Here is a 21,217-nt window from a genome sequence, read left to right on the forward strand (position 1 = left end):
ATGCTTGCAGATAAAACCGCTGCGCCTGCGCAGACGGGCGCCAACGCACGTAGCAATCTGCGCTGGGCCTTTATTCTGGTTACCAGCCTGTTTTTTATGTGGGGCTTATCTTACGGATTATTGGACGTGCTGAATAAACATTTTCAGGAAACGTTGCACGTGACCAAAGCGCAGTCGGGATTATTACAGGCGGCCTATTTCGGCGCTTATTTTCTGGTGGCGCTGCCCGCCGGTTATTTTATGGATAAACGCGGTTACAAGGCGGGAATATTAGTCGGGCTATGTTTATATGCCGTCGGTGCGCTGTTATTTGTGCCGGCCGCTTCGGCCAACAGCTTTGCCCTGTTCCTGTTTGCACTGTTTGTCATCGCCTGCGGACTGGGCTGCCTGGAGACGGCGGCCAACCCTTACGCCACGGTGCTCGGCGACGCCGGCGGCGCGGAGCGGCGGCTGAATCTGGCGCAGTCTTTTAACGGGCTGGGGCAGTTTATCGGGCCGATGATTGGCGGCACGCTGTTTTTCTCGGCGATGCAAAACGACGGCGGCGGCGATCAGGGCGCGGTGAAAATGACCTACGTGGTGATTGCCGTGCTGGTGCTGGCGATTGCCCTGCTGTTCCACCGCACCCGGCTGCCGGATATTCGGGAACAGGCGCCGACGGCGCACGCCGCCGCGGCGCAGGGGCTGTGGCGGCAGCGCCACTTTACCGGCGGGGTGATCGCCCAGTTTTTCTATGTGGCGGCCCAGGTCGGCGTCGGCGCGTTCTTTATCAACTACGCCACCGAGCATTGGGCGGAGGTGTCTAACCAGCGCGCGTCCTACCTGCTGTCGATCGCCATGATCTGCTTTATGCTCGGCCGCTTCTTCAGCACCTGGCTGATGGGGCGGGTGAAGCCCGCCACGCTGCTGACGGTTTACGCGCTGATTAATATCGGGCTGTGCGGCGTGGTGATGCTGAGCATCGACGGCGTATCCGTGGTGGCGCTGATCGCGGTGTTCTTCTTTATGTCGATCATGTTTCCGACCATTTTCGCCCTCGGGGTGAAAAATATGGGGCAGCATACCAAGCGAGCCAGCTCGTTTATGATTATGGCCATCGTCGGCGGCGCGGTGATGCCGTATTTTATGGGAGCCATCGCCGACCGCTACAGCACCGCGCTGGCCTACGGGCTGCCGCTGCTGTGTTTCGGCGTGGTGCTGGCGTACGGCATGCACCAGCGCCGCGCCTGATTCACGGACGCGGCGGCGTCGCCAGCCGGACGCTGTTGCGGCCGTTGTTTTTCGCCTGATACAGCGCGCTGTCGGCGGCGCGGATGGCCGACGCCACGTCCAGCTGCTCCAGCGGCGAAATACCGGCGCTGAGGGTGACGTGGGTGGCGGCCAGCTGATTAAAGCCGTGTGGGATCGCCAGCGCCTGCACCCGCAGGCGGATCTGCTCCGCCAGCTGGGCGGCGTACTCTTTACTGACGTTGGTCAGCAGCACCAGAAACTCTTCGCCGCCGTAGCGCACCACGATATCGCGCGAGCGCACCGCGTCGCGGATGGCGCAGGCCACTTTCACCAGCGCCTGATCGCCCATGGTGTGGCCGTAGTGGTCGTTATAGGCTTTAAAACGGTCGATATCCAGCAGCAGCACAAAGTGCAGGCCGTTGTGCGGCGTGGTCAGCAGCGACAGCTGGTTTTCCAGCCCGCGCCGGTTATACAGGCCGGTCAGCGGGTCGAGCATGCTGAGGTTGCTGAGCTTGTCGCGCTCCTCATACAGGCGGGCGACCAGCGCGTGGGTGAAGGATTCGCTGCGTTTCAGCATCAGATGGTGGATGGAAAAGGCGATGATCGGCAGCACGCTGATAAACAGGATGCGCAGGGTATTATGCTGGTTATCGAGCAGCAGAATCGTCAGCGCAGAGGGCACGGCGTGCAGGCAGAAGGCGATGACATTGTCGGTCAGGGTAATCGCGCTGATAAAAAAAATGCTGAACAGGCTAATAATCAGATAGTTTTGTGCGTTCGGCAGCATATATTGGCTTTTCATATAAATATGCCCGGCCCAAAGCAGACCTAATACGCCGGAGAAAAACTCCAGTCGCTTTATATAACGCCCCGGCGAGCGTAAGGTAAATAATAACGCCGCCAGACAAAACAAGGGGATACCGAACAGCGGCGGCGTAACGGCCGGGGTATTTTTCAACGGCATTAATAGGGTGAAAAGGGAAGACGCTATATTCATTAGCAAGAACAGAAATATCGCTAACCGATGCTTGCTATTTAGCAGTTCCTGATAAGAACGTGCATTCATTATTAGTTTGTCCGTGCGGTCGACATTGAGCAGCAGGTCATTATATCCCGAACGTTAATAAGGTATCTCGGCGGTATAATTTCCCAATGTTATTATTAAAAAATTATTATATTAGGATTATTCTTAAGCCAAATTATCACTTTTCCAACAGATTGTCATCTGTCGCTAGCGAAAGGGATGCAGGGTGAGAAGAAGTATTATATGATATTGGTTATCATTATCACTTCGGAGTGAGCCGTCATGATTGCCGCCATGATTACCGCATGTGGGCTGTGGGGGGTGACCTGGTGTTTGGGGGAGCGTTTATCCAGCGCCTGGGGCGTGCTGTTGCCCTGCGCCCTGTTGCCGCTGCTGGCGATGGTTAACCTGGATATGGTGCAGCTGCGCAGCCTGATCGCCATCGCCATGCTGGCGACGATGGTGATGCTGTTCAACAGCCGCTGGCGCCACTATCTGCTGCTGCCTTCCTGCATGGCGCTGGCCGGTGGCCTGGCCGCCGTCAGTCTGCATTTCGATCTGACGCCGTAAGCCGCGCGCGGCAAATAGCAGAAACGACAAAACCACGCCCGGGCGTGTTCGCTGTTGTTGGCTATCGTTGGTGTTTTTTATACGGGGGAACAACGAGAAGAGACATCAATTGGTGCGAAGAGAGGGACTTGAACCCTCACGTCCGTAAGGACACTAACACCTGAAGCTAGCGCGTCTACCAATTCCGCCACCTTCGCACAGTCGATGTTACTGCTTGATTGCGATTTATATCACCAGCGTGGTGCGAAGAGAGGGACTTGAACCCTCACGTCCGTAAGAACACTAACACCTGAAGCTAGCGCGTCTACCAATTCCGCCACCTTCGCACAGATGCTGTGCAATATAAATCTTGTGGTTATTTGGTGCGAAGAGAGGGACTTGAACCCTCACGTCCGTAAGGACACTAACACCTGAAGCTAGCGCGTCTACCAATTCCGCCACCTTCGCATACCAGAAACATTGACTTCAGCAATGTCACCACGGGGCCGAATTCTAGAGATTTTGGCGAACACGTCAATAGTTATTTCGGTGTTTTGGGGCGATCGCTGTAAAAAGCGTCATATTTCTTTCATCTGACCGCCATTCGCCTATTTATCGCGCAGCGGGCGCTCGGCAAACAGTTCAATCAGCCAGTCAATCAGCACCCGTACGCGCGGCGCCAGAAAGCGGCCGGGCGGATACATAATGTGCAGCGGCATCGGCGGCGGCGGGGTTTCGGCCAGCACTTCCACCAGTTCGCCGCGGTTCAGGTGCTGGGCCAGCGAGTAGCGCGGCGCCTGAATCAGCCCCAGGCCGGCCTGACAGGCGCTGGCGTAGGCGTCGGCGCCGCTGACGCTCAGCCGCGCGGGCAGCGTGCGCAACTCCACCTGGCCGTTGCGGCAGAATTCCAGCGGATAGTCCTGATTGTTGCTGAGCGAGAAGTAGCCCACCGCCTGATGGCCGGCCAGATCGTCCGGCGAGCGCGGCGTGCCGAAGCGCTGCAGATAGGCCGGCGAGGCGCAGGTGAGCTGCGGCAGCTGCGCGATACTGCGCGCCACCAGCGTGTCGTCCTCGCTGTTCCAGGCGCGCAGCACGCAGTCGACGCCGTCGCGCAGCAGATCGACCTGCGTGTCGTTGGCCCCCAGCGCCAGCGTGATGTCGGGGTAGCGCCGGTAGAAATCGTCCAGCGCCGGGATCACCACTTCGCGCGCCAGCGAATGCGGCATATCGATGCGCACCCGGCCGGACGGCTGCAGTTTCTGCTGACGGAACAGGGTATTGGCCTCCTCCAGCGCGCCGAGCAGCTGAATACAGCGCTGATAGTACAGCGTGCCCTCGTGGGTGACCTGCACCTGACGAGTGGTGCGGATCAGCAGGCGTACGCCCAGCTGCTGCTCCAGCCGCTTCAACACGTTGCTGACCGTGGCGCGCGGCAGCTGCAGGCGCTCCGCCGTGCGGCTGAAGCTGCCCAGCTCAACGATGCGGGTAAAAACGCGCATGGCCTGAATCTGATCCATTTCTATCCCCGTCGTGATTGTTAGCGATTTTTGAACGGTGATGAACAATATGCATGATTTATCTTCCTGGCGCTAACAACCACACTCAGTGACGAAAAATAGCTAACGCGAGGCAGACACGATGAAACAGCGCACATTAGGTTCCAACGGCCCGAGCGTTTCCGCTCTGGGGTTAGGCTGCATGGGCATGAGCGATTTCTACTCCACCGCTTATGATGAAAAAGAGGCCATCGCCACGCTGCATCGGGCGCTGGAGCTGGGGGTCACCCTGTTGGATACCGCCGATATGTACGGGCCGCACACCAATGAACAGCTGGTGGGCAAGGCGATCAAGGGCAAGCGGGAGCAGGTGTTCCTGGCCACCAAGTTCGGCATCGTGCGCGACCCGGCGGATCCACAGGCGCGCGGCGTCTGCAGCCGGCCGGACTATATCCGCCGCGCGGTGGAGGGCAGCCTGCAGCGGCTGGGGGTGGAGACGATCGATCTTTATTACCAGCACCGGGTGGATCCCGAAGTGCCGATTGAAGAGGTGGTCGGCACGCTGGCGGATCTGATCGGCGAGGGCAAGATCCGCCATATCGGCCTGAGCGAAGCCTCGGCGGCCACGCTGGAGCGGGCGCATCAGGTGCATCCGATCACCGCGCTGCAGAGCGAATACTCGCTGTGGACGCGCGACGTGGAGCAGCAGGGGCAGCTGGCGACCTGCGCGCGGCTGGGCATCGGTTTTGTCGCCTACAGCCCGCTGGGGCGCGGCTTCCTTACCGGCGCCATCCAGCGGCCGGAAGATCTGGCCGAGGACGATTTCCGCCGCAGCAACCCGCGTTTTCAGGGGGAGAACTTCGCCCGTAATCTGGCGCTGGTAGAGAAGGTCGGCGAGCTGGCGCACGACAAAGGCGTTACGCCGTCGCAGCTGGCATTAGCCTGGGTGATGGCGCAGGGCGAGCATATTGTGCCGATTCCAGGCACCAAGCGTCGGCGCTATCTGGAGGAGAACGTGGCGGCGGCGTCGTTGGCGCTGAGCGCGCAGGAGCTGGCGGCGATTGAGGCGGTATTCCCGCAGCAGGCGGCAGCCGGGGCGCGTTACGGCCAGGAGTCGATGGGCTACGTTAACCGCTGATAAGCGTAATGACCTTGTGGAATCTGGCTTCTAGTACGGAAACCGTAGGTTAAGTAACCCGGTGATAACAGATTCGGGTGTTGACCTTTAGCGCGCATCACGGGCTGCCGAACAAGGAAGCTGTGCCGCCTCAACCGGACAAGGATGTCCGGTTGAGGCGGCACAGGCAGAACGTGCCTAAGCGCGGGCGTGAGCATGTTTTCCATTGCCGTTCACGGAAGCAGCAGGAGAGTGCCGTACGTTTACGGCAATTCCGCTTACACATCACTTACAGAAACAGAATGATACGCCCATGTTTCATGACATCATTATCCCAAAGCGTTTATTTCTTTTTCGCCACGCGCGGCGGACGGCCGACGGTCGCCTGATACACCTTGAAGCGGCCGTTTTGCGCCAGCACTTCGTGGCTGCCGAAGACGGCGTCGAGAATATCCGGATACGGTAGGAAGGCGTTGGCGACAATGCGCAGCTTACCGCCGATCGGCAGGTGCTTCACCGCGCCGCGGATCAGCGTTTCCGCCGCGGTCAGGCTGGTGGCCAGGCCGTCGTGGAACGGCGGGTTGGAGATAATCATATCGAAACGGCCGCTGATATCGGAGTAGACGTTGCTGACCAGCACCTCGCCCTCAATGCCGTTGGCCGCCAGCGTCGCCCGGCTGGCGGCTACCGCCGCCGCGTTGACGTCGCTCAGCGTCAGTTTCACCTTCGGCGACATCTTCGCCATCACGCTGGCGAGTACGCCGGCGCCGCAGCCGATATCCAGCACCTTGCCTTTCATATGCGGTTCCAGCGTGGACAGCAGCAGCGAACTGCCGACGTCCAGACCGTCGCGGCTGAACACGCCCGGCAGCGTTTTCACTTCCAGATCGTGCAGCGCGTAGCTCTGCCACCAGTCGTCGAGGTTAAAGACCGGCCGGCTGTCGATGCGGCCGTGGTACAGGCCGCAGCGGCGCGCGCTGTCGATTTTCACCAGCTGTACGTGATCGGCGATAATTTGTTCCGCGCTGCGCACGCCGCTGCGGTTTTCACCGACCACGAACACTTCCGCGCCTACCGGCAGCAGCGCCAGCAGATTGCACAGCTGGAACTGCGCTTCCTGTTTGCTCTTCGGCCAGTAATACACCAGCGTATCGCAGTCGGCCACCAACCCGGCGTCGACCGTCAGGCCGAACTGCACGTTGTCGCCCATCGCCCGGTTTAATAACTGCCAATGATGATACTGCTGGGTATGCACCCGCACGTCCGCGGCCTCGAACTGGGCAGGCAGGCTATCTTGCAGATCGCCGGCAAACAGTACGCGGCGTTCGGTAAATTCATCACTGTGGCGCAGCATCACTTCGCTGGCGGGGGTTAATGCAGACATCAGGTTTTGGCTCCTCAAGATTAAGCGGGGGATTATAGAGGGTTGTGGGGCGATGTTCGATGAATTTATACCCGTTACCCGTCATACTTCGAGCTGCAGATGCGTTGGCTGCGCTCAGTCACCCGAATCACTGACCGAAGTCAGCTCATCGGGATTCCTTCCCTTGCCGCCTTCCTGCAACTCGAATTATTTAGGGTAACTCCCCGTCATACTTCGAGCTGCAGATGCGAGTCACTCGAGTTATTGACCGGAGTCCGCTCATTGGGGTTCCTCTCTGTTGCCTTCCCGCCACTCGAATTTACCCGTCATACTGCAAGCGGCAGATGCGTTGGCCGCGCGGGTTTGTTAGCATAGCGCGCTTACGGTAGCTCCTGACAGGAATCGGCATGGCATCTCAACGCGACTGGCTGTTACAACAACTGGGTATTACGCAGTGGACATTGCGCCGCCCGGGCGTGTTGCAGGGCGAAGTGGCGATCAGCCTGCCGGCGGAAACGCGCCTGTTGGTGGTGGCGGCGTCATTGCCTGCGCCGGATGATGCATTGTTCTGCGACGTGCTGCGCAGCCTGGGGCTGACGCCGGCGCAAACCTACGGCCTGACGCCGGAACAGGCGGCGATGCTGCCGGAAGACGCGGAATGCAACAGTTGGCGGCTGGGCGTTACGGAGCCGCTTGCGGTGGCCGGCGCGCAGCTATACAGCCCGGCGCTGGCCGAGCTTTCTCACGATGCGGGTGCGAAACGCGCACTCTGGCAGCAGATTTGTCATCATGAACAACATTTCCACCCTGACGGCGGCCGATCTGGCCACCGCCTTCAAGATTGAACAGGCCAGCCACGCCTTTCCCTGGACGCAGGCCACCTTTGCCAGCAATCAGGGTGAACGCTACCTTAACCTGAAACTGGACGCCGACGGTCAGATGGCCGGCTTCGCCATTACCCAGATCGTGCTGGATGAGGCGACGCTGTTTAATATCGCCATCGATCCGCGCTATCAGCGCCGGGGCTATGGCCGCGCGCTGCTCAATGCGCTGATCGCCGAGCTGGAATCGCGCGGCGTCGTCACGCTGTGGCTGGAGGTGCGCGCCTCCAACCGCGGCGCGCTGGCGCTGTATAACGATCTGGGCTTTAACGAAGTCACGGTGCGCCGCAACTACTACCCGGCCGCCGGCGGGCGCGAAGATGCGATCGTGATGGCGCTGCCGCTTGGCTGAACAAGAAATAACCAATTTATTGTTCCCTTACCTATTTACAACTTATTAATTGTTTTTTGCGTATTATACAATTAGTGGGTTGTTTTTAACTGTAATTACAACTAATTTGTTGTTTATTGTATTTCTTACAACTAATAAGTTGTTTGGGGCGGAAGGTGCGGCAATTATCAGAATTATCAAAGATTTTGAAAGAAAAACGCTGTGAACTAGGGTGGAGCCAAAAAGATTTTCTGATGAAAATTGGTATGACCCAACAGCAATATCAGCGTATTGAATCCGGCAGCGATATTCGGATGAGTACCCTGCTACGGATATTGGCGGCGATGGATTTGGAATATGTTATCGTGCCGAAAAGGCATATCGGTGACGTGGAAGTATTGCTGCAACAAAAAGCAGGGACCGCGTCGAAAACTGATACGTTGCAGGGGTTTGAAAAAAAACTGCAAGATCTCGAGGACTAGCGGATGAAGGGCCAACGGCAGGTTGAATCGGTGCAGGCATTAGCGTTGATTTTGCATGGCGTGCGTATCGGCGTGCTGGCACATTACAGCGGCGGTAAAAATATCCTGACGTTGCGATCCGCAATACCTCGCTTTACCGGAAACGCTCCGCCCGTTGTTTACTCTGCGGCAGCGGGCGCATCAGGGGTATCTTGAACAAGTTTTACAGTCATCGCAGCGCCTCCCTCCCGTTTTATCCAATTTGTTGCCTGAAGGGGCGCTGCGCAGCTGGCTGGCGCAATCGTTGAAAGTGCATGTTGATGAAGAATTTCCTTTGCTGGCATGGGCTGGAGACAATCTGCCGGGCGCGCTGGAAGCTCGCGCGCTTGCCGCTAATGAGATCCCAAGCTGGGCGCTGACGTCGCGTGGCGCGCCGGAAGCCGTGCACATTGAGTCGGGGCCGGATGTGCAAAAGTTTTCTCTGGCAGGCGTACAGATGAAGTTTTCTTCTGTGCGTCAGGAGGGTCGCTTCAATATCTCTTCTTTGGTGGGGGCTGACAGCTGGATCATCAAAACGCCATCTACCGTGCACCGTAACGTTCCTGAAAACGAATATACGTCGATGCGGTTGGCGCAGGCGGTAGGCGTGGATATTCCTGATATTGAGCTGGTTGCGTTGGAGCAACTGGAGAATTTACCCGACATCCGCCTGGCCGACGAGCCTTATGCCTACGCTATCCGCCGTTTTGATCGTGGCGAAAGCGGGCGGGTACATACGGAAGATTTTGCTCAGATATTTGAACTCCACGCGCACGATAAATATCGTGGGAAAAATTATGAGCAGATAGCGGCCTATCTGTATGAGTGGAGCAGCGAGCCTTTGCGTGATGTACAGCAGATGGCGCGTCGGCTGTTGGCAAACATTATGCTCGCTAATGGTGATGCGCATATCAAAAACTGGTCAGTTTTCTATCCACAGCAGACTGATGTACGCCTCTCCCCGGCTTATGACATTGTCACCACACGGGTTTATATCCCGGATGAGTCGGAAGCGGCGCTGAATATGGCGAAGGAAAAGCGCTGGTCAATGATTTCCATGCAGACGTTTGAGCGTTGGGCCGAGCGCGTTGGTATTCCCTGGCCGGCGGTACGGGTGCACCTGGCGGACGCGACTGATAAGGCGCGTACCCTGTGGCCGGAATTATTGAAAAACTTACCGATGGCGGAAGATCACAAAGCGGTATTGCGCCGGCATTGGGCCGCGTTGTCACCGGATTTCCGACTGTAGCCAAAAGGTTTAATCTTGCTGCGCCGTATCCATTGATTGTCACCGGTTGGCAAATCAGCGAAAATAACCCGCTATTATATTCATTTCACCGCTTTGCTTTGACGCCATCAACGGCGTATGACGATGACGCAGGGCGGACTAACCGTAGAAACGTGAAAACATGTCTCCTAGTGAATTTGCCCGCGAAGTGTCGAAAAGAAGAACCTTCGCCATCATCTCGCACCCCGATGCCGGTAAAACCACCATCACCGAAAAGGTGCTGCTGTTCGGACAGGCGATCCAGACCGCCGGTACGGTAAAAGGCCGCGGCTCCAGCCAGCACGCCAAATCCGACTGGATGGAAATGGAAAAGCAGCGCGGCATCTCCATCACCACCTCGGTGATGCAGTTCCCGTACCGCGACAGCCTGGTCAACCTGCTGGATACCCCGGGGCACGAAGACTTCTCCGAAGATACCTACCGCACCCTGACCGCGGTGGACTGTTGCCTGATGGTGATCGACGCCGCGAAAGGCGTTGAGGATCGTACCCGCAAGCTGATGGAAGTCACCCGTCTGCGCGATACGCCGATCCTGACCTTTATGAACAAGCTGGACCGCGATATCCGCGATCCGATGGAAGTAATGGATGAAGTCGAACGCGAACTGAAAATCGCCTGCTCGCCCATCACCTGGCCAATCGGCTGCGGCAAGCTGTTTAAGGGGGTTTACCATCTGTACAAGGATGAAACCTACCTCTATCAGAGCGGTATGGGCCACACCATTCAGGACGTGCGGGTGGTGAAAGGGCTGGATAACCCGGAGCTGGACGAGGCGGTGGGCGAAGAGCTGGCCGCGCAGCTGCGTGAAGAGCTGGAGCTGGTGCAGGGTGCTTCACACGAGTTTGAGCAGGAAGCGTTTCTGGCCGGTGAGCTGACTCCGGTGTTCTTCGGCACCGCGCTCGGCAACTTCGGCGTTGACCATATGCTCGACGGGCTGGTGTCCTGGGCGCCGACGCCGATGCCGCGTCAGTCCGACAGCCGTGAAGTCTCGGCGACGGAAGAGAAGTTCAGCGGCTTTGTGTTCAAGATCCAGGCCAATATGGATCCGAAACACCGCGACCGCGTGGCGTTTATGCGCGTGGTGTCCGGCCGCTATGAAAAAGGCATGAAGCTGCGCCAGGTGCGCACCGGCAAGGACGTGGTGATCTCGGACGCGTTGACCTTTATGGCCGGCGACCGCTCGCACGTGGAAGAAGCCTACCCGGGCGATATTATCGGCCTGCATAACCACGGCACCATTCAGATCGGCGACACCTTTACCCAGGGTGAAAACATGAAGTTCACCGGTATTCCGAACTTTGCGCCGGAGCTGTTCCGCCGTATCCGCCTGCGCGATCCGCTCAAGCAGAAGCAATTGCTGAAAGGGCTGGTGCAGCTGTCGGAAGAGGGCGCGGTGCAGGTATTCCGGCCGATCGCCAACAACGATCTGATCGTCGGCGCGGTCGGCGTGCTGCAGTTCGATGTGGTGGTGGCGCGTCTGAAAACCGAATACAACGTGGAAGCGGTGTATGAGTCGGTCAACGTGTCTACCGCCCGCTGGGTGGAGTGCGACGACGTGAAGAAGTTCGAAGAGTTCAAGCGTAAGAACGAGCAGAACCTGGCGCTGGACGGCGGTGATAACCTGTCGTACATCGCGCCGACCATGGTGAACCTCAATCTGACGCAGGAGCGTTATCCGGACGTCACCTTCCGCAAAACCCGCGAGCACTGATGCCCGCCGCGGCCCGGCTGCCTTTTGGCGGCCGGGCCTGCTATTAATTAACCTTTCTCATCCTTTCCCGCGTTGTCCGCTCTTCGGATTGTGCCGTTTCGTCCGCCGGATTTTGCCTGATGCGCTATATTTAGCAGGGCATAATCGCGCAATGAATAGCCCAAATCTCTGTGATTACTTAAAAAACCAGCGTCTTATGCGGCGGTGTTGCCGATTGGAGACAACCTGAGTGGTTTAAAATCAGTGAGTTAACCTAAGTGTCTCTGATGGGTCAGGATGATGTCGTTAAATGGCGACAGTATTTGGCCTGTTTTTTCGGCAATTATAGTTATCTTATTGATTTTTAATGGTTGTATAAAGTTGGCATGGCCGTTGCAATATTCATGGCGTGGATGGCCGAACGAACAGATATCGTGAAGTATCCCTGAATCAAAGCCGCGCGCATCGCGGCGACAGAATCCGCAGTCATTTGGGATTCACCAACAAAAGGAAGAGATCGATGAAAAAGACCAAGTTTGCACAATCAATGATGGCTGTCGTATTGGGTTCCGTTTTGGTGAGCGGTAGCGCTCTGGCCGAAGGTTCGTTGCTCGATAAGGCATCCAGCGTGGCTGATAGCACTGGCGCCAAAATCGATAGCTCTATGCAAAAAGTCGACGGTTCGATGAAGAAAGTCGACGGCTATATGGATGACAGCGCGATTACCGCAAAAGTGAAAAGCGCGCTGGTGGAAGACAAAACGATTTCCAGCAACGACATTTCGGTGAAAACCGAAAAAGGCGTGGTGACGCTGAGCGGCTTTGTCGCCAGCCAGGCGCTGGCTGAGCAGGCGGTTGCCGTGGCCGGTAAAGTGGACGGCGTGAAATCCGTCAGCGATAAGCTGCATGTGAAAGATGAGGCCAAGCAGTCGGTGAAATCTTATGCCGGTGACGCCACCACCACCACGGAGCTGAAAGCCAAGCTGTTGGCCGATGACATCGTGCCTTCCCGCAACGTGAAAGTGGAAACCACCGACGGTGTGGTGCAGCTGTCCGGCGAAGTGAAGTCGCAGGCGCAGTCTGAGCGTGCGGAAAGCATCGCCAAGGCGATTGACGGCGTGAAAAGCGTGAAGAACGACCTGACCGTCAAACCATAATCCGCCCTTCGCGGCGAACTCTGTCAGCAGGGGGCCGGTAACCGGCCCCCTTGATGCGTTTCATCATGGGCGCGCAGGCTGCGCCTCTACGGTAAGGAGAGGCTTATGTTTCGTTGGGGCATTATCTTTTTGGTGGTTGCGCTGATTGCTGCGGCGCTGGGCTTTGGCAGTCTGGCGGGCACCGCCGCCTGGGCGGCGAAAGTGGTCTTTGTGGTTGGGATCATTCTGTTCCTGATCAGCCTGTTTACCGGCCGCCGGCGTCCTTAGCCGGTGGGCAAAGTGTAACAAATCTTGAGTCCTTTTCCGGCAGTAGGAGGGCAGATCGTGAACGGTGATATTATTCTCGGACGTTGGAAACAGCTCAGAGGCCAGCTGTGGCAGGCCTGGGCCGAACTTTCCGGCAGCGACTGTGCATGGCTGACCGGCAGTAACGACTGTCTCTCCGGCATACTGCAAGAAGATTACGGAAGAGAGCAAGAAGAGGTATCCTCAGAAAAAACGTCTTACTGAGGAACCCGGGTTGGGCTACAGAATACCCATTACGCTCGGCAATATTGAGCCGCTGGCGTATAAACCATACCGGCCGGGCAAACTGGCGCTGGTATGCGAAGGGGGCGGGCAGCGCGGCATTTTCACCGCCGGCGTGCTGGATGAGTTCCAGCGTGCCCGCTTCAACCCTTTTGAACTGATGATCGGCACCTCTGCCGGTGCACAGAACCTTTCCGCTTTTATCTGCGGACAGCTCGGCTACGCACGTCGGGTGATCACCCGCTACACCACCACCGCCGATTTCTTTAATCCCCTGCGCTTCGTGCGCGGCGGCCATCTGATTGACCTCGACTGGCTGGTGAATATCACCTCGCAGCAGCTGCCGCTGGCGATGGACGCGGCGGAAAAACAGTTCCATGACGGGCGCGAGTTTCTGATGTGCGCCTGCCGCAGCGACGACTTCGAACCAACCTATTTCCCCGCCCGGCGCGCCAGCTGGCTGCCGACGATTAAAGCCTCCAGCGCCATTCCGGGCTTTTACCGCATGGGCGTTGAGCTGGACGGCGTCAGCTATCAGGACGGCGGCATCAGCGATGCGATTCCGGTGGAGGAGGCCTACCGCCGCGGCGCGGACACCATCGTGGTGATCCGCACCGTGCCGTCGCAGATGTACTATACGCCGCAGTGGATGAAGCGGATGGAGCAGTGGCTGAGCGAAAGCAGCCTGCAGCAGATGGTGCGTATCATGCGGCAGCATGAGCAGAGCTACCACCGCATCCAGCAGTTTATTGAGAAACCGCCGGGCGACCTGCGTATTTTCGAAATCTTCCCGCCGAAGCCGCTGGCGAGCAATGCGCTTGGCAGCCGCCTGTCGTCGCTTAACCGCGACTATCATCTCGGCCGACGCTGCGGCCGCTATTTTCTGGCCACCGTCGGCCACTGGCTGCAAACGACGCCGGAAAGCGGCGACGGCGTGGCGGTGCAACGGCCGCTGTCGCGGCGCCTGCTGCAGCCGGAGAGCCTGAGCATGCCGTCGCCGATCGTCAGCGAGGTGATGCAGCCGGCGGCGCTGGCGCCTGCGGAGATGCATTTGCCGCCGGACGCGCTGCCGGACGGTAAGGGAGAGACGCTGTGAGCCTGCGGTTTACCGACACCCATTGCCATTTTGATTTCCCGCCCTTCAGCGGCCACGAGGCGGACAGCCTGCGGCGCGCGGCGGCGGCCGGCGTAGGGCGCATTATCGTGCCCTCGGTCACCGCCGACCGCTTTGCGCGCGTGGCGCAGCTGGCGGAGAGCTATCCGCCGCTGTACGCCGCGCTGGGGCTGCACCCGCTCTATATCGCGCAGCACCATGACGAACAGCTGGCGCAACTGGAAGGCTGGCTGACGGCGCGGCCGCCCAAGCTGGCGGCGGTCGGGGAGATCGGCCTGGATCTGTACATGGCCGAGCCGCAGTTCGAGCGTCAGCAGAGGCTGCTGCGCGCCCAGCTGCAGCTGGCGAAGCGCCATGATTTGCCGGTGATTCTGCATTCGCGCCGCAGCCATGACCCGCTGGCCGCCATGCTGCGCCGCGCCGACCTGCCGCGCCGCGGCGTGGTGCACGGCTTTGCCGGCAGCCTGTCGCAGGCGCAGGCGTTTGTGCGGCTGGGCTATTTTATCGGCGTCGGCGGCACCATCAGCTATCAGCGGGCGCAGAAAACCCGTGCGGTGATGGCGCAGCTGCCGCTCAGCGCGCTGCTGCTGGAGACTGACGCGCCGGATATGCCGCTGGCCGGCCATCAGGGCGAGCCTAACCGCCCGGAGCGCGCCGCCGAGGTGTTTCAGGCGCTGTGTCAGCTGCGTTCGGAACCGCCCGAGCAGATTGCCGATCGGCTTTGGCAAAATACCCAATCCCTGTTTGCGCTGTAACCGCCGTTACAGCGGTCAAAGTGTGACACTTGTCACGTTATAAGATTTTCGTTTGCGCCTGTTTGTATACATTTGTGATGTAAGACGAGTCTGGCGCAATATTGCTCAGTATAATCCCGCCCCGTTACCAATAGTTAGCCCACAATGATGCCGGGCAGAATCTGTTTTATTTTTCACCACAGGGATACTTTGCATGCAACTCATCATGAGCCTGATTGGGATGGCGGTGTTAATCGCGATCGCGGTGCTGCTTTCCAGCAACCGGCGGGCGATTAACCTGCGCACCGTGCTCGGCGCCTTTATTATTCAAATCGCGATTGGCGCGCTGGTGCTGTACGTACCGCTGGGCCGGCGCATTCTGGGCGGAATGTCGGAAGGGGTGGCCAATGTGATTGCCTACGGCAACCAGGGCATTTCGTTTATTTTCGGCGGGCTGGTGTCCGACAAGATGTTTGAACTGTTCGGCGGCGGCGGCTTTATTTTTGCGCTGCGCGTGCTGCCGGTGATCGTGTTCTTCTCGTCGCTGATCGCCGTGCTGTATTACCTCGGCATTATGCAACTGGTGATCCGCGTGCTGGGCGGTGGCCTGCAGAAAGTGCTGGGCACCTCGCGCACCGAGTCGCTGTCGGCCACCGCCAATATTTTTGTCGGCCAGACCGAGGCGCCGCTGGTGGTGCGGCCGTATATCGCCACCATGACGCAGTCCGAGCTGTTTGCCGTGATGTGCGGCGGCCTGGCGTCGGTGGCCGGCTCGGTACTGGCCGGCTACGCGCAAATGGGCGTGCCGCTGGAATACCTGATCGCCGCCTCGTTTATGGCCGCGCCGGGCGGCCTGCTGTTCGCTAAGCTGATGCTGCCGGAAACGGAAAAAACTCATGATACGGACGATGCGACCAAGCTGATTGCCGAAGAGGAGCGCCCGGCCAACGTGATTGACGCGGCGGCCTCCGGTGCGGCGTCCGGCATGCAGCTGGCGCTGAACGTTGGCGCGATGCTGCTGGCGTTTATCGCCCTGATCGCGCTGCTGAACGGCATGCTGGGCGGCATCGGCGGCTGGTTCAACTATCCGCAGCTGTCGCTGGAGCTGCTGTTGGGCTGGATCTTCTCGCCAATCGCCTTCCTGATCGGCGTGCCGTGGAGCGAGGCGATGACCGCCGGCTCCTTTATCGGCCAGAAGATTATCGTCAATGAGTTTGTCGCCTTTATGAACTTCGGCGCCTATCTGCGTCCGGATGAGGCGGTGACCGCCGACGGGCTGCAGGTGCTGTCCGCCCACACCAAGGCGATTATTTCGTTCGCGCTGTGTGGTTTCGCTAACCTGTCTTCGGTGGCGATCCTGCTGGGCGGGTTAGGCAGCATGGCGCCGAATCGTCGTCATGATATTGCGCGTCTGGGTCTGAAGGCGGTGGTGGCCGGCACCCTGTCCAACCTGATGAGCGCGACCATCGCCGGGTTCTTCCTGGCGCTGTAAACTATACTTGCAGGGCGTTTTTCTTTGCCGCCGCCGCAGCCCGGCGGCGGTGAAGAAAGCCCGTCCGGCGTGGCCTGGCGGGGTGCACGGTGAAGCTTTTGTTATTTTGTGAACAATGTCGCGTTGTTTTGTGATTATTTTCACATATAATCTCTGACTGTTAGAGCGTTACCCTTATTGGATTTTTTAACCTGAACGCGACCCGGTGTATTACCGGCGTGTTCTAATCGTTACTACAGGCTGTTTGCACGTCTAGCCTAATGTGCGGTGAGAAGGACCTCAGTTGCCCTCGGGGAAGTGATTACCCCGCGCTATCTTCACGGAACCAAGTCCGCTCGCCAACAGCAAGCAGCTCAAGTTGGAGAGTTTTATGACCGAATTAACCGCCGCAGCGCAGCGCGCGCTGAGCCTGATGGATTTAACCACCCTGAACGACGACGACACCGACGAGAAGGTGATCGCGCTGTGCCGTCAGGCGAACAGCCCGGCGGGCCACACCGCTGCCATCTGCATTTACCCGCGCTTCATCCCGATCGCCCGTAAAACGCTGCGCGAGCAGGGCACGCCGGATATCCGCATCGCCACCGTCACCAACTTCCCGCACGGTAACGATGATATTGCTATCGCGCTGGCGGAAACCCGTGCGGCCATCGCCTACGGCGCCGATGAAGTGGACGTGGTGTTCCCTTACCGTGCGCTGATGGCCGGCAATGAGCAGGTGGGCTTCGATCTGGTGAAACAGTGCAAGCAGGCCTGCGCCGAAGCGAATGTGTTGCTGAAAGTGATTATCGAAACCGGCGAGCTGAAGGACGCGGCGCTGATCCGCAAGGCGTCTGAAATCTCCATCAACGCCGGGGCGGACTTTATTAAAACCTCAACCGGCAAAGTACCGGTGAACGCCACGCTGGAAAGCGCTGAGCTGATGATGTCGGTGATCCGCGATATGGGCGTCGGCGCGCAGGTGGGCTTCAAGCCGGCCGGCGGCGTACGCACTGCGGAAGAGGCGCAGCATTATCTGCAACTTGCCGCGCGTATCATGGGCGCAGACTGGGCTGATGCACGGCACTTCCGTTTCGGCGCCTCCAGCCTGTTGGCCAGCCTGCTGACCACGCTGGGCTACAGCGCGCAGACGTCCGGCAGCGGCTACTGATTCTCGCTTTCGCCCCGGCGCGTCCGGGGCGTCTTTGACAACACTGCACACGCATATTGCAGGAGGACATTTTGTTCCTGGCACAAGAAATCATTCGTAAGAAACGTGACGGTCAGCCGCTGAGCGAAGAGGAAATCCGCTTCTTTATTAACGGCATCCGCGATAACGTCGTCTCCGAAGGGCAGATCGCCGCGCTGGCGATGACCATCTATTTTCATGATATGACCATGCCGGAGCGCGTGGCGCTGACCATGGCGATGCGCGATTCCGGCACGGTACTGGACTGGAAGAGCCTGGATCTCAACGGTCCGGTGGTGGACAAGCACTCCACCGGCGGCGTGGGCGACGTAACCTCGCTGATGCTCGGCCCGATGGTGGCGGCCTGCGGCGGCTACGTGCCGATGATCTCCGGCCGCGGTCTGGGCCACACCGGCGGCACCCTGGATAAACTGGAAGCCATTCCCGGCTTTAATATCTTCCCGGATGACGCCGCTTTCCGTAAAATCATCAAAGAGGTCGGCGTTGCGATTATCGGCCAGACCAGTTCGCTGGCCCCGGCGGACAAACGCTTCTATGCCACGCGCGATATTACCGCCACCGTGGACTCCATTCCGCTGATCACCGGTTCGATCCTGGCCAAGAAACTGGCGGAAGGGTTGGATGCCTTGGTGATGGACGTGAAAGTAGGCTCCGGCGCCTTTATGCCGACCTATGCGCTGTCGGAAGATTTGGCGCAGGCCATCGTTGGCGTCGCCAACGGCGCCGGCTGCAAAACCACGGCGCTGCTGACCGATATGAACCAGGTGCTGGCGTCCAGCGCCGGCAACGCGGTGGAAGTGCGCGAAGCGGTACGCTTCCTGACCGGTGAATACCGCAACCCGCGTCTGCTGGAAGTCACCATGGCGCTGTGCGTGGAAATGCTGCTCTCCGGCGGCCTGGCGCAGGATGACGCCGATGCGCGCGCCAAACTGCAGGCGGTGCTGGATAACGGCAAGGCGGCGGAAGTCTTCGGCCGCATGGTGGCGGCGCAGCAGGGTCCGAGCGACTTTGTTGAGCGTTACGACAGCTACCTGCCGACGGCGACGCTGAGCAAGCCGGTGTACGCCGAGCGTGAAGGCATCGTCAGCGCCATGGATACCCGTGAACTGGGCATGGCGGTGGTGACCCTTGGCGGCGGCCGTCGCCGCGCCACCGACAGCATCGACTACAGCGTCGGGCTGACCGATATGGCGCGCCTGGGCGACCGCATTGACGCCAAACAGCCGCTGGCGGTGATCCACGCCAACGACGAGGAGAGCTGGCAGCAGGCGGCCGACGCGGTGCGCGGCGCGATGACGCTGAGCGACCAGGCGCCGGAAGCGACGCCGGTGGTGTATAAACGCATCACCCAGTAAGGCCATTTATTTAATCGAGGCGGCGCGTATTGCGCCGTCAGAGCGTGGAATCACGCGGGAGAAAACAATGAAACGTACATTTATTATGGTTCTGGACTCATTTGGCATCGGCGCCAGCGCCGACGCTGAACGTTTTGGCGACAAAGGCTCGGATACCCTGGGCCACATTGCCGAAATGTGCGCGCGCGGCGAAGCAGACCACGGCCGCAGCGGCCCGTTGACCCTGCCGAACCTCAGCCGCCTCGGCCTGGGCAAGGCGGCGCAGGAGTCTACCGGCAGCTTCCCGCCGGGACTGGACGAAAATGCCGACATCATTGGCGCTTACGGCTATGCCAGCGAGCTTTCTTCCGGTAAGGACACGCCGTCGGGCCACTGGGAAATCGCCGGGGTGCCGGTACTGTTCGACTGGGGCTACTTTAAAGACGAACACAACAGCTTCCCGCAGGAACTGCTGGATAAGCTGGTGGAGCGCGCCAAGCTGCCGGGCTACCTCGGCAACTGCCACTCTTCCGGTACGGTGATCCTCGATCAGCTCGGCGAAGAACACATGAAGAGCGGCAAGCCGATTTTCTACACCTCGGCGGACTCGGTCTTCCAGATTGCCTGTCATGAAGAAACCTTCGGTCTGGATCGCCTGTATGAACTGTGCGAAATCGCCCGTGAGGAACTGACCGAAGGCGGCTACAACATCGGCCGCGTGATCGCCCGTCCGTTCGTCGGCGACAAGCCGGGCAACTTCCAGCGCACCGGCAACCGTCACGATCTGGCGGTGGAGCCGCCGGCGCCGACCGTGCTGAAAAAGCTGGTGGATGAGAAGGGCGGCGAAGTGGTGTCCATCGGCAAGATTGCCGATATCTACGCCAACGTCGGCATCACCAAAAAGGTTAAGGCGACCGGGATTGACGCGCTGTTTGACGCCACCGTCAAAGAGATGGAGCAGGCCGGCGACAACACCATCGTGTTCACCAACTTTGTCGATTTTGACTCCTCTTACGGCCACCGCCGCGACGTGGCGGGCTATGCCGCCGCACTGGAACTGTTTGACCGCCGCCTGCCGGAGCTGCTGAAGCGGGTGAAAGACGACGATATGATCATCTTCACCGCCGACCACGGCTGCGACCCGACCTGGGGCGGCACCGATCATACGCGTGAGCACATTCCGGTGCTGGTCTACGGCCCGAACGTGAAACCGGGTTCGCTGGGCCACCGTGAAACCTTTGCCGATATTGGCCAGACCGTTGCGAATTATTTTGGTCTGTCGCCAATGGAATATGGCAAGACTATGTTCTAATACGCAGTTGGCGCCGGGGGAATACCCCGGCGCATTTTTATTCATGACGATAGTAGAAGGAAAATAATTATGGCAACTCCGCACATTAACGCCGAAATGGGTGATTTCGCAGACGTCGTTCTGATGCCGGGCGACCCGTTACGCGCGAAATATATCGCGGAAACCTTCCTGGAAGATGCGGTGGAAGTGAACAACGTGCGCGGCATGTTGGGCTTCACCGGTACTTACAAAGGCCGCAAAATTTCCGTTATGGGTCATGGTATGGGCATCCCGTCCTGCTCCATTTACGCGCGTGAACTGATTGCGGAGTTCGGCGTGAAGAAACTGATCCGCGTGGGTTCCTGCGGCGCGGTGCGCGACGATATCAAACTGCGCGACGTGGTGATCGGCATGGGCGCCTGCACCGACTCCAAAGTGAACCGCCTGCGTTTTAAAGACCACGACTTCGCGGCGATTGCGGATTTCGACATGGTGCGCAACGCGGTTGACGCCGCGGCCGCGCAGAACATCCCGGCGCGCGTCGGCAACATCTTCTCTGCCGATCTGTTCTATACGCCGGATCCGGATATGTTCCAGGTGCTGAAAAAGTACGGCATTCTGGGCGTAGAGATGGAAGCGGCCGGCATCTACGGCGTGGTGGCGGAAATGCAGGAAGAGTACGGCTGTAAAGCGCTGACCATCTGCACCGTGTCCGACCATATCCTGCGCCACGAGCAGACCACCGCCGCAGAGCGTCAGACCACCTTTAACGAAATGATCGTTATCGCGCTGGAGTCCGTGCTGCTGGGCGATAAAGCGTAAGCGTGTCCGCCTGGCGGCGTATTGCCGCCGTGGTGACAATAACGCCGGTGGGGCCAACCCGACCGGCGTTTTTTATGCGCAGCGGGCG

The 21,217-nt window shown here is 59.0% G+C and carries 20 protein-coding genes, 3 tRNA genes and 1 pseudogene; 18 read left to right on the forward strand and 6 right to left on the reverse strand.

Annotated features, from left to right (window positions below):
* A complete protein-coding gene (fucP, locus tag D781_RS02840; RefSeq protein WP_015670801.1) occupies positions 1 to 1,230 on the forward strand; it encodes an L-fucose:H+ symporter permease in 1,230 nt (409 codons plus the stop codon).
* Position 1,231: 1 nt separating this feature from the next.
* Here the strand turns inward: fucP and D781_RS02845 are convergent, their stop codons facing one another.
* Complete coding sequence (locus D781_RS02845; RefSeq protein ID WP_015670802.1) at positions 1,232 to 2,296, reverse strand: diguanylate cyclase; 1,065 nt, start codon at positions 2,294 to 2,296, stop codon at positions 1,232 to 1,234.
* 240 nt (positions 2,297 to 2,536) lie between these two features.
* Here D781_RS02845 and D781_RS02850 point away from each other — a divergent pair, with 240 nt between their 5' ends.
* A complete protein-coding gene (locus D781_RS02850; protein ID WP_015670803.1) occupies positions 2,537 to 2,824 on the forward strand; it encodes a DUF1435 family protein in 288 nt (95 codons plus the stop codon).
* A 110-nt stretch (positions 2,825 to 2,934) separates the two neighbouring features.
* Here the strand turns inward: D781_RS02850 and D781_RS02855 are convergent.
* The 4 genes from D781_RS02855 to D781_RS02870 form a co-directional block, all read right to left on the reverse strand.
* Positions 2,935 to 3,021, reverse strand: a tRNA-Leu gene (locus D781_RS02855).
* 42 nt (positions 3,022 to 3,063) lie between these two features.
* A tRNA-Leu gene (locus tag D781_RS02860) sits at positions 3,064 to 3,150 on the reverse strand.
* Positions 3,151 to 3,184: 34 nt separating this feature from the next.
* Positions 3,185 to 3,271, reverse strand: a tRNA-Leu gene (locus D781_RS02865).
* A 140-nt stretch (positions 3,272 to 3,411) separates the two neighbouring features.
* Positions 3,412 to 4,320 carry a LysR family transcriptional regulator gene (locus D781_RS02870; RefSeq protein WP_015670804.1) on the reverse strand — a complete coding sequence of 303 codons (909 nt, stop codon included), beginning with the start codon at positions 4,318 to 4,320 and terminating at the stop codon, positions 3,412 to 3,414.
* A gap of 121 nt (positions 4,321 to 4,441) precedes the next feature.
* Here D781_RS02870 and D781_RS02875 point away from each other — a divergent pair, with 121 nt between their 5' ends.
* Positions 4,442 to 5,437 (forward strand): aldo/keto reductase, encoded by a 996-nt coding sequence (locus D781_RS02875; RefSeq protein ID WP_015670805.1) that lies wholly within the window; start codon positions 4,442 to 4,444, stop codon positions 5,435 to 5,437.
* Positions 5,438 to 5,759: 322 nt separating this feature from the next.
* On the opposite strand, the gene rsmC is transcribed toward D781_RS02875, so the two are convergent.
* The gene (rsmC, locus tag D781_RS02880; RefSeq protein ID WP_015670806.1) at positions 5,760 to 6,800 is read right to left on the reverse strand and encodes a 16S rRNA (guanine(1207)-N(2))-methyltransferase RsmC; all 1,041 of its coding nucleotides are present in this window, start codon (positions 6,798 to 6,800) and stop codon (positions 5,760 to 5,762) included.
* A 386-nt stretch (positions 6,801 to 7,186) separates the two neighbouring features.
* Between rsmC and D781_RS02885 the strand changes: the two genes are divergently transcribed.
* The 15 genes and pseudogenes from D781_RS02885 (at position 7,187) to deoD (ending at position 21,129) form a co-directional block, all read left to right on the forward strand.
* Entirely contained in the window at positions 7,187 to 7,624 is a 438-nt protein-coding gene (locus tag D781_RS02885) for a DNA polymerase III subunit psi (protein WP_015670808.1), read from the forward strand.
* Positions 7,569 to 8,012 carry a ribosomal protein S18-alanine N-acetyltransferase gene (gene rimI, locus D781_RS02890; protein WP_015670809.1) on the forward strand — a complete coding sequence of 148 codons (444 nt, stop codon included), beginning with the start codon at positions 7,569 to 7,571 and terminating at the stop codon, positions 8,010 to 8,012. The genes D781_RS02885 and rimI overlap by 56 nt, the downstream gene beginning before the upstream one ends.
* Positions 8,013 to 8,167: 155 nt before the next feature.
* Positions 8,168 to 8,473: a helix-turn-helix transcriptional regulator gene (locus D781_RS02895; protein ID WP_015670810.1), complete on the forward strand. Its 306-nt coding sequence runs from the start codon at positions 8,168 to 8,170 to the stop codon at positions 8,471 to 8,473.
* Positions 8,474 to 8,476: 3 nt separating this feature from the next.
* Positions 8,477 to 9,740: pseudogene (locus D781_RS02900) on the forward strand (type II toxin-antitoxin system HipA family toxin).
* 160 nt (positions 9,741 to 9,900) lie between these two features.
* The gene (gene prfC, locus D781_RS02905) at positions 9,901 to 11,490 is read left to right on the forward strand and encodes a peptide chain release factor 3 (protein ID WP_015670811.1); all 1,590 of its coding nucleotides are present in this window, start codon (positions 9,901 to 9,903) and stop codon (positions 11,488 to 11,490) included.
* Between the two features lie 499 nt (positions 11,491 to 11,989).
* Complete coding sequence (gene osmY, locus D781_RS02910) at positions 11,990 to 12,625, forward strand: molecular chaperone OsmY (protein ID WP_015670812.1); 636 nt, start codon at positions 11,990 to 11,992, stop codon at positions 12,623 to 12,625.
* 105 nt (positions 12,626 to 12,730) lie between these two features.
* Complete coding sequence (locus D781_RS22455; RefSeq protein ID WP_015670813.1) at positions 12,731 to 12,892, forward strand: DUF1328 domain-containing protein; 162 nt, start codon at positions 12,731 to 12,733, stop codon at positions 12,890 to 12,892.
* 57 nt (positions 12,893 to 12,949) lie between these two features.
* Positions 12,950 to 13,135: a hypothetical protein gene (locus D781_RS22460; RefSeq protein ID WP_015670814.1), complete on the forward strand. Its 186-nt coding sequence runs from the start codon at positions 12,950 to 12,952 to the stop codon at positions 13,133 to 13,135.
* A 10-nt stretch (positions 13,136 to 13,145) separates the two neighbouring features.
* Entirely contained in the window at positions 13,146 to 14,249 is a 1,104-nt protein-coding gene (locus tag D781_RS02915) for a patatin family protein (protein WP_015670815.1), read from the forward strand.
* A complete protein-coding gene (locus D781_RS02920) occupies positions 14,246 to 15,022 on the forward strand; it encodes a metal-dependent hydrolase (RefSeq protein WP_015670816.1) in 777 nt (258 codons plus the stop codon). Before D781_RS02915 ends, D781_RS02920 begins: the two co-directional genes overlap by 4 nt.
* 205 nt (positions 15,023 to 15,227) lie before the next feature.
* A complete protein-coding gene (locus D781_RS02925; protein ID WP_197663866.1) occupies positions 15,228 to 16,493 on the forward strand; it encodes a NupC/NupG family nucleoside CNT transporter in 1,266 nt (421 codons plus the stop codon).
* A gap of 370 nt (positions 16,494 to 16,863) precedes the next feature.
* Positions 16,864 to 17,643: a deoxyribose-phosphate aldolase gene (deoC, locus tag D781_RS02930; protein ID WP_015670818.1), complete on the forward strand. Its 780-nt coding sequence runs from the start codon at positions 16,864 to 16,866 to the stop codon at positions 17,641 to 17,643.
* 71 nt (positions 17,644 to 17,714) lie between these two features.
* Positions 17,715 to 19,037 carry a thymidine phosphorylase gene (gene deoA / locus D781_RS02935; RefSeq protein ID WP_015670819.1) on the forward strand — a complete coding sequence of 441 codons (1,323 nt, stop codon included), beginning with the start codon at positions 17,715 to 17,717 and terminating at the stop codon, positions 19,035 to 19,037.
* 67 nt (positions 19,038 to 19,104) lie between these two features.
* Positions 19,105 to 20,328, forward strand: coding sequence for a phosphopentomutase (gene deoB / locus D781_RS02940; RefSeq protein ID WP_015670820.1), 1,224 nt, complete (start codon positions 19,105 to 19,107; stop codon positions 20,326 to 20,328).
* Between the two features lie 69 nt (positions 20,329 to 20,397).
* The gene (deoD, locus tag D781_RS02945) at positions 20,398 to 21,129 is read left to right on the forward strand and encodes a purine-nucleoside phosphorylase (protein ID WP_015670821.1); all 732 of its coding nucleotides are present in this window, start codon (positions 20,398 to 20,400) and stop codon (positions 21,127 to 21,129) included.
* Positions 21,130 to 21,217 lie beyond the last annotated feature (88 nt).

The organism is Serratia sp. FGI94, from assembly GCF_000330865.1.
Lineage (GTDB): Bacteria > Pseudomonadota > Gammaproteobacteria > Enterobacterales > Enterobacteriaceae > Serratia_B > Serratia_B rubidaea.

What these genes read in the sequence shown, in the direction of transcription:
- deoC (WP_015670818.1), top strand. Translation starts at nt 16,864, where the DNA reads ATGACCGAATTAACCGCCGCAGCGCAGCGCGCGCTGAGCCTGATGGAT.
- D781_RS02845 (WP_015670802.1), bottom strand. Translation starts at nt 2,296, where the DNA reads ATGAATGCACGTTCTTATCAGGAACTGCTAAATAGCAAGCATCGGTTA.
- rimI (WP_015670809.1), top strand. Translation starts at nt 7,569, where the DNA reads ATGAACAACATTTCCACCCTGACGGCGGCCGATCTGGCCACCGCCTTC.
- prfC (WP_015670811.1), top strand. Translation starts at nt 9,901, where the DNA reads ATGTCTCCTAGTGAATTTGCCCGCGAAGTGTCGAAAAGAAGAACCTTC.
- D781_RS02925 (WP_197663866.1), top strand. Translation starts at nt 15,228, where the DNA reads ATGAGCCTGATTGGGATGGCGGTGTTAATCGCGATCGCGGTGCTGCTT.
- D781_RS02870 (WP_015670804.1), bottom strand. Translation starts at nt 4,320, where the DNA reads ATGGATCAGATTCAGGCCATGCGCGTTTTTACCCGCATCGTTGAGCTG.
- D781_RS22455 (WP_015670813.1), top strand. Translation starts at nt 12,731, where the DNA reads ATGTTTCGTTGGGGCATTATCTTTTTGGTGGTTGCGCTGATTGCTGCG.
- fucP (WP_015670801.1), top strand. Translation starts at nt 1, where the DNA reads ATGCTTGCAGATAAAACCGCTGCGCCTGCGCAGACGGGCGCCAACGCA.
- D781_RS02885 (WP_015670808.1), top strand. Translation starts at nt 7,187, where the DNA reads ATGGCATCTCAACGCGACTGGCTGTTACAACAACTGGGTATTACGCAG.
- osmY (WP_015670812.1), top strand. Translation starts at nt 11,990, where the DNA reads ATGAAAAAGACCAAGTTTGCACAATCAATGATGGCTGTCGTATTGGGT.
- deoB (WP_015670820.1), top strand. Translation starts at nt 19,105, where the DNA reads ATGAAACGTACATTTATTATGGTTCTGGACTCATTTGGCATCGGCGCC.
- D781_RS02850 (WP_015670803.1), top strand. Translation starts at nt 2,537, where the DNA reads ATGATTGCCGCCATGATTACCGCATGTGGGCTGTGGGGGGTGACCTGG.
- deoD (WP_015670821.1), top strand. Translation starts at nt 20,398, where the DNA reads ATGGCAACTCCGCACATTAACGCCGAAATGGGTGATTTCGCAGACGTC.
- rsmC (WP_015670806.1), bottom strand. Translation starts at nt 6,800, where the DNA reads ATGTCTGCATTAACCCCCGCCAGCGAAGTGATGCTGCGCCACAGTGAT.
- D781_RS02875 (WP_015670805.1), top strand. Translation starts at nt 4,442, where the DNA reads ATGAAACAGCGCACATTAGGTTCCAACGGCCCGAGCGTTTCCGCTCTG.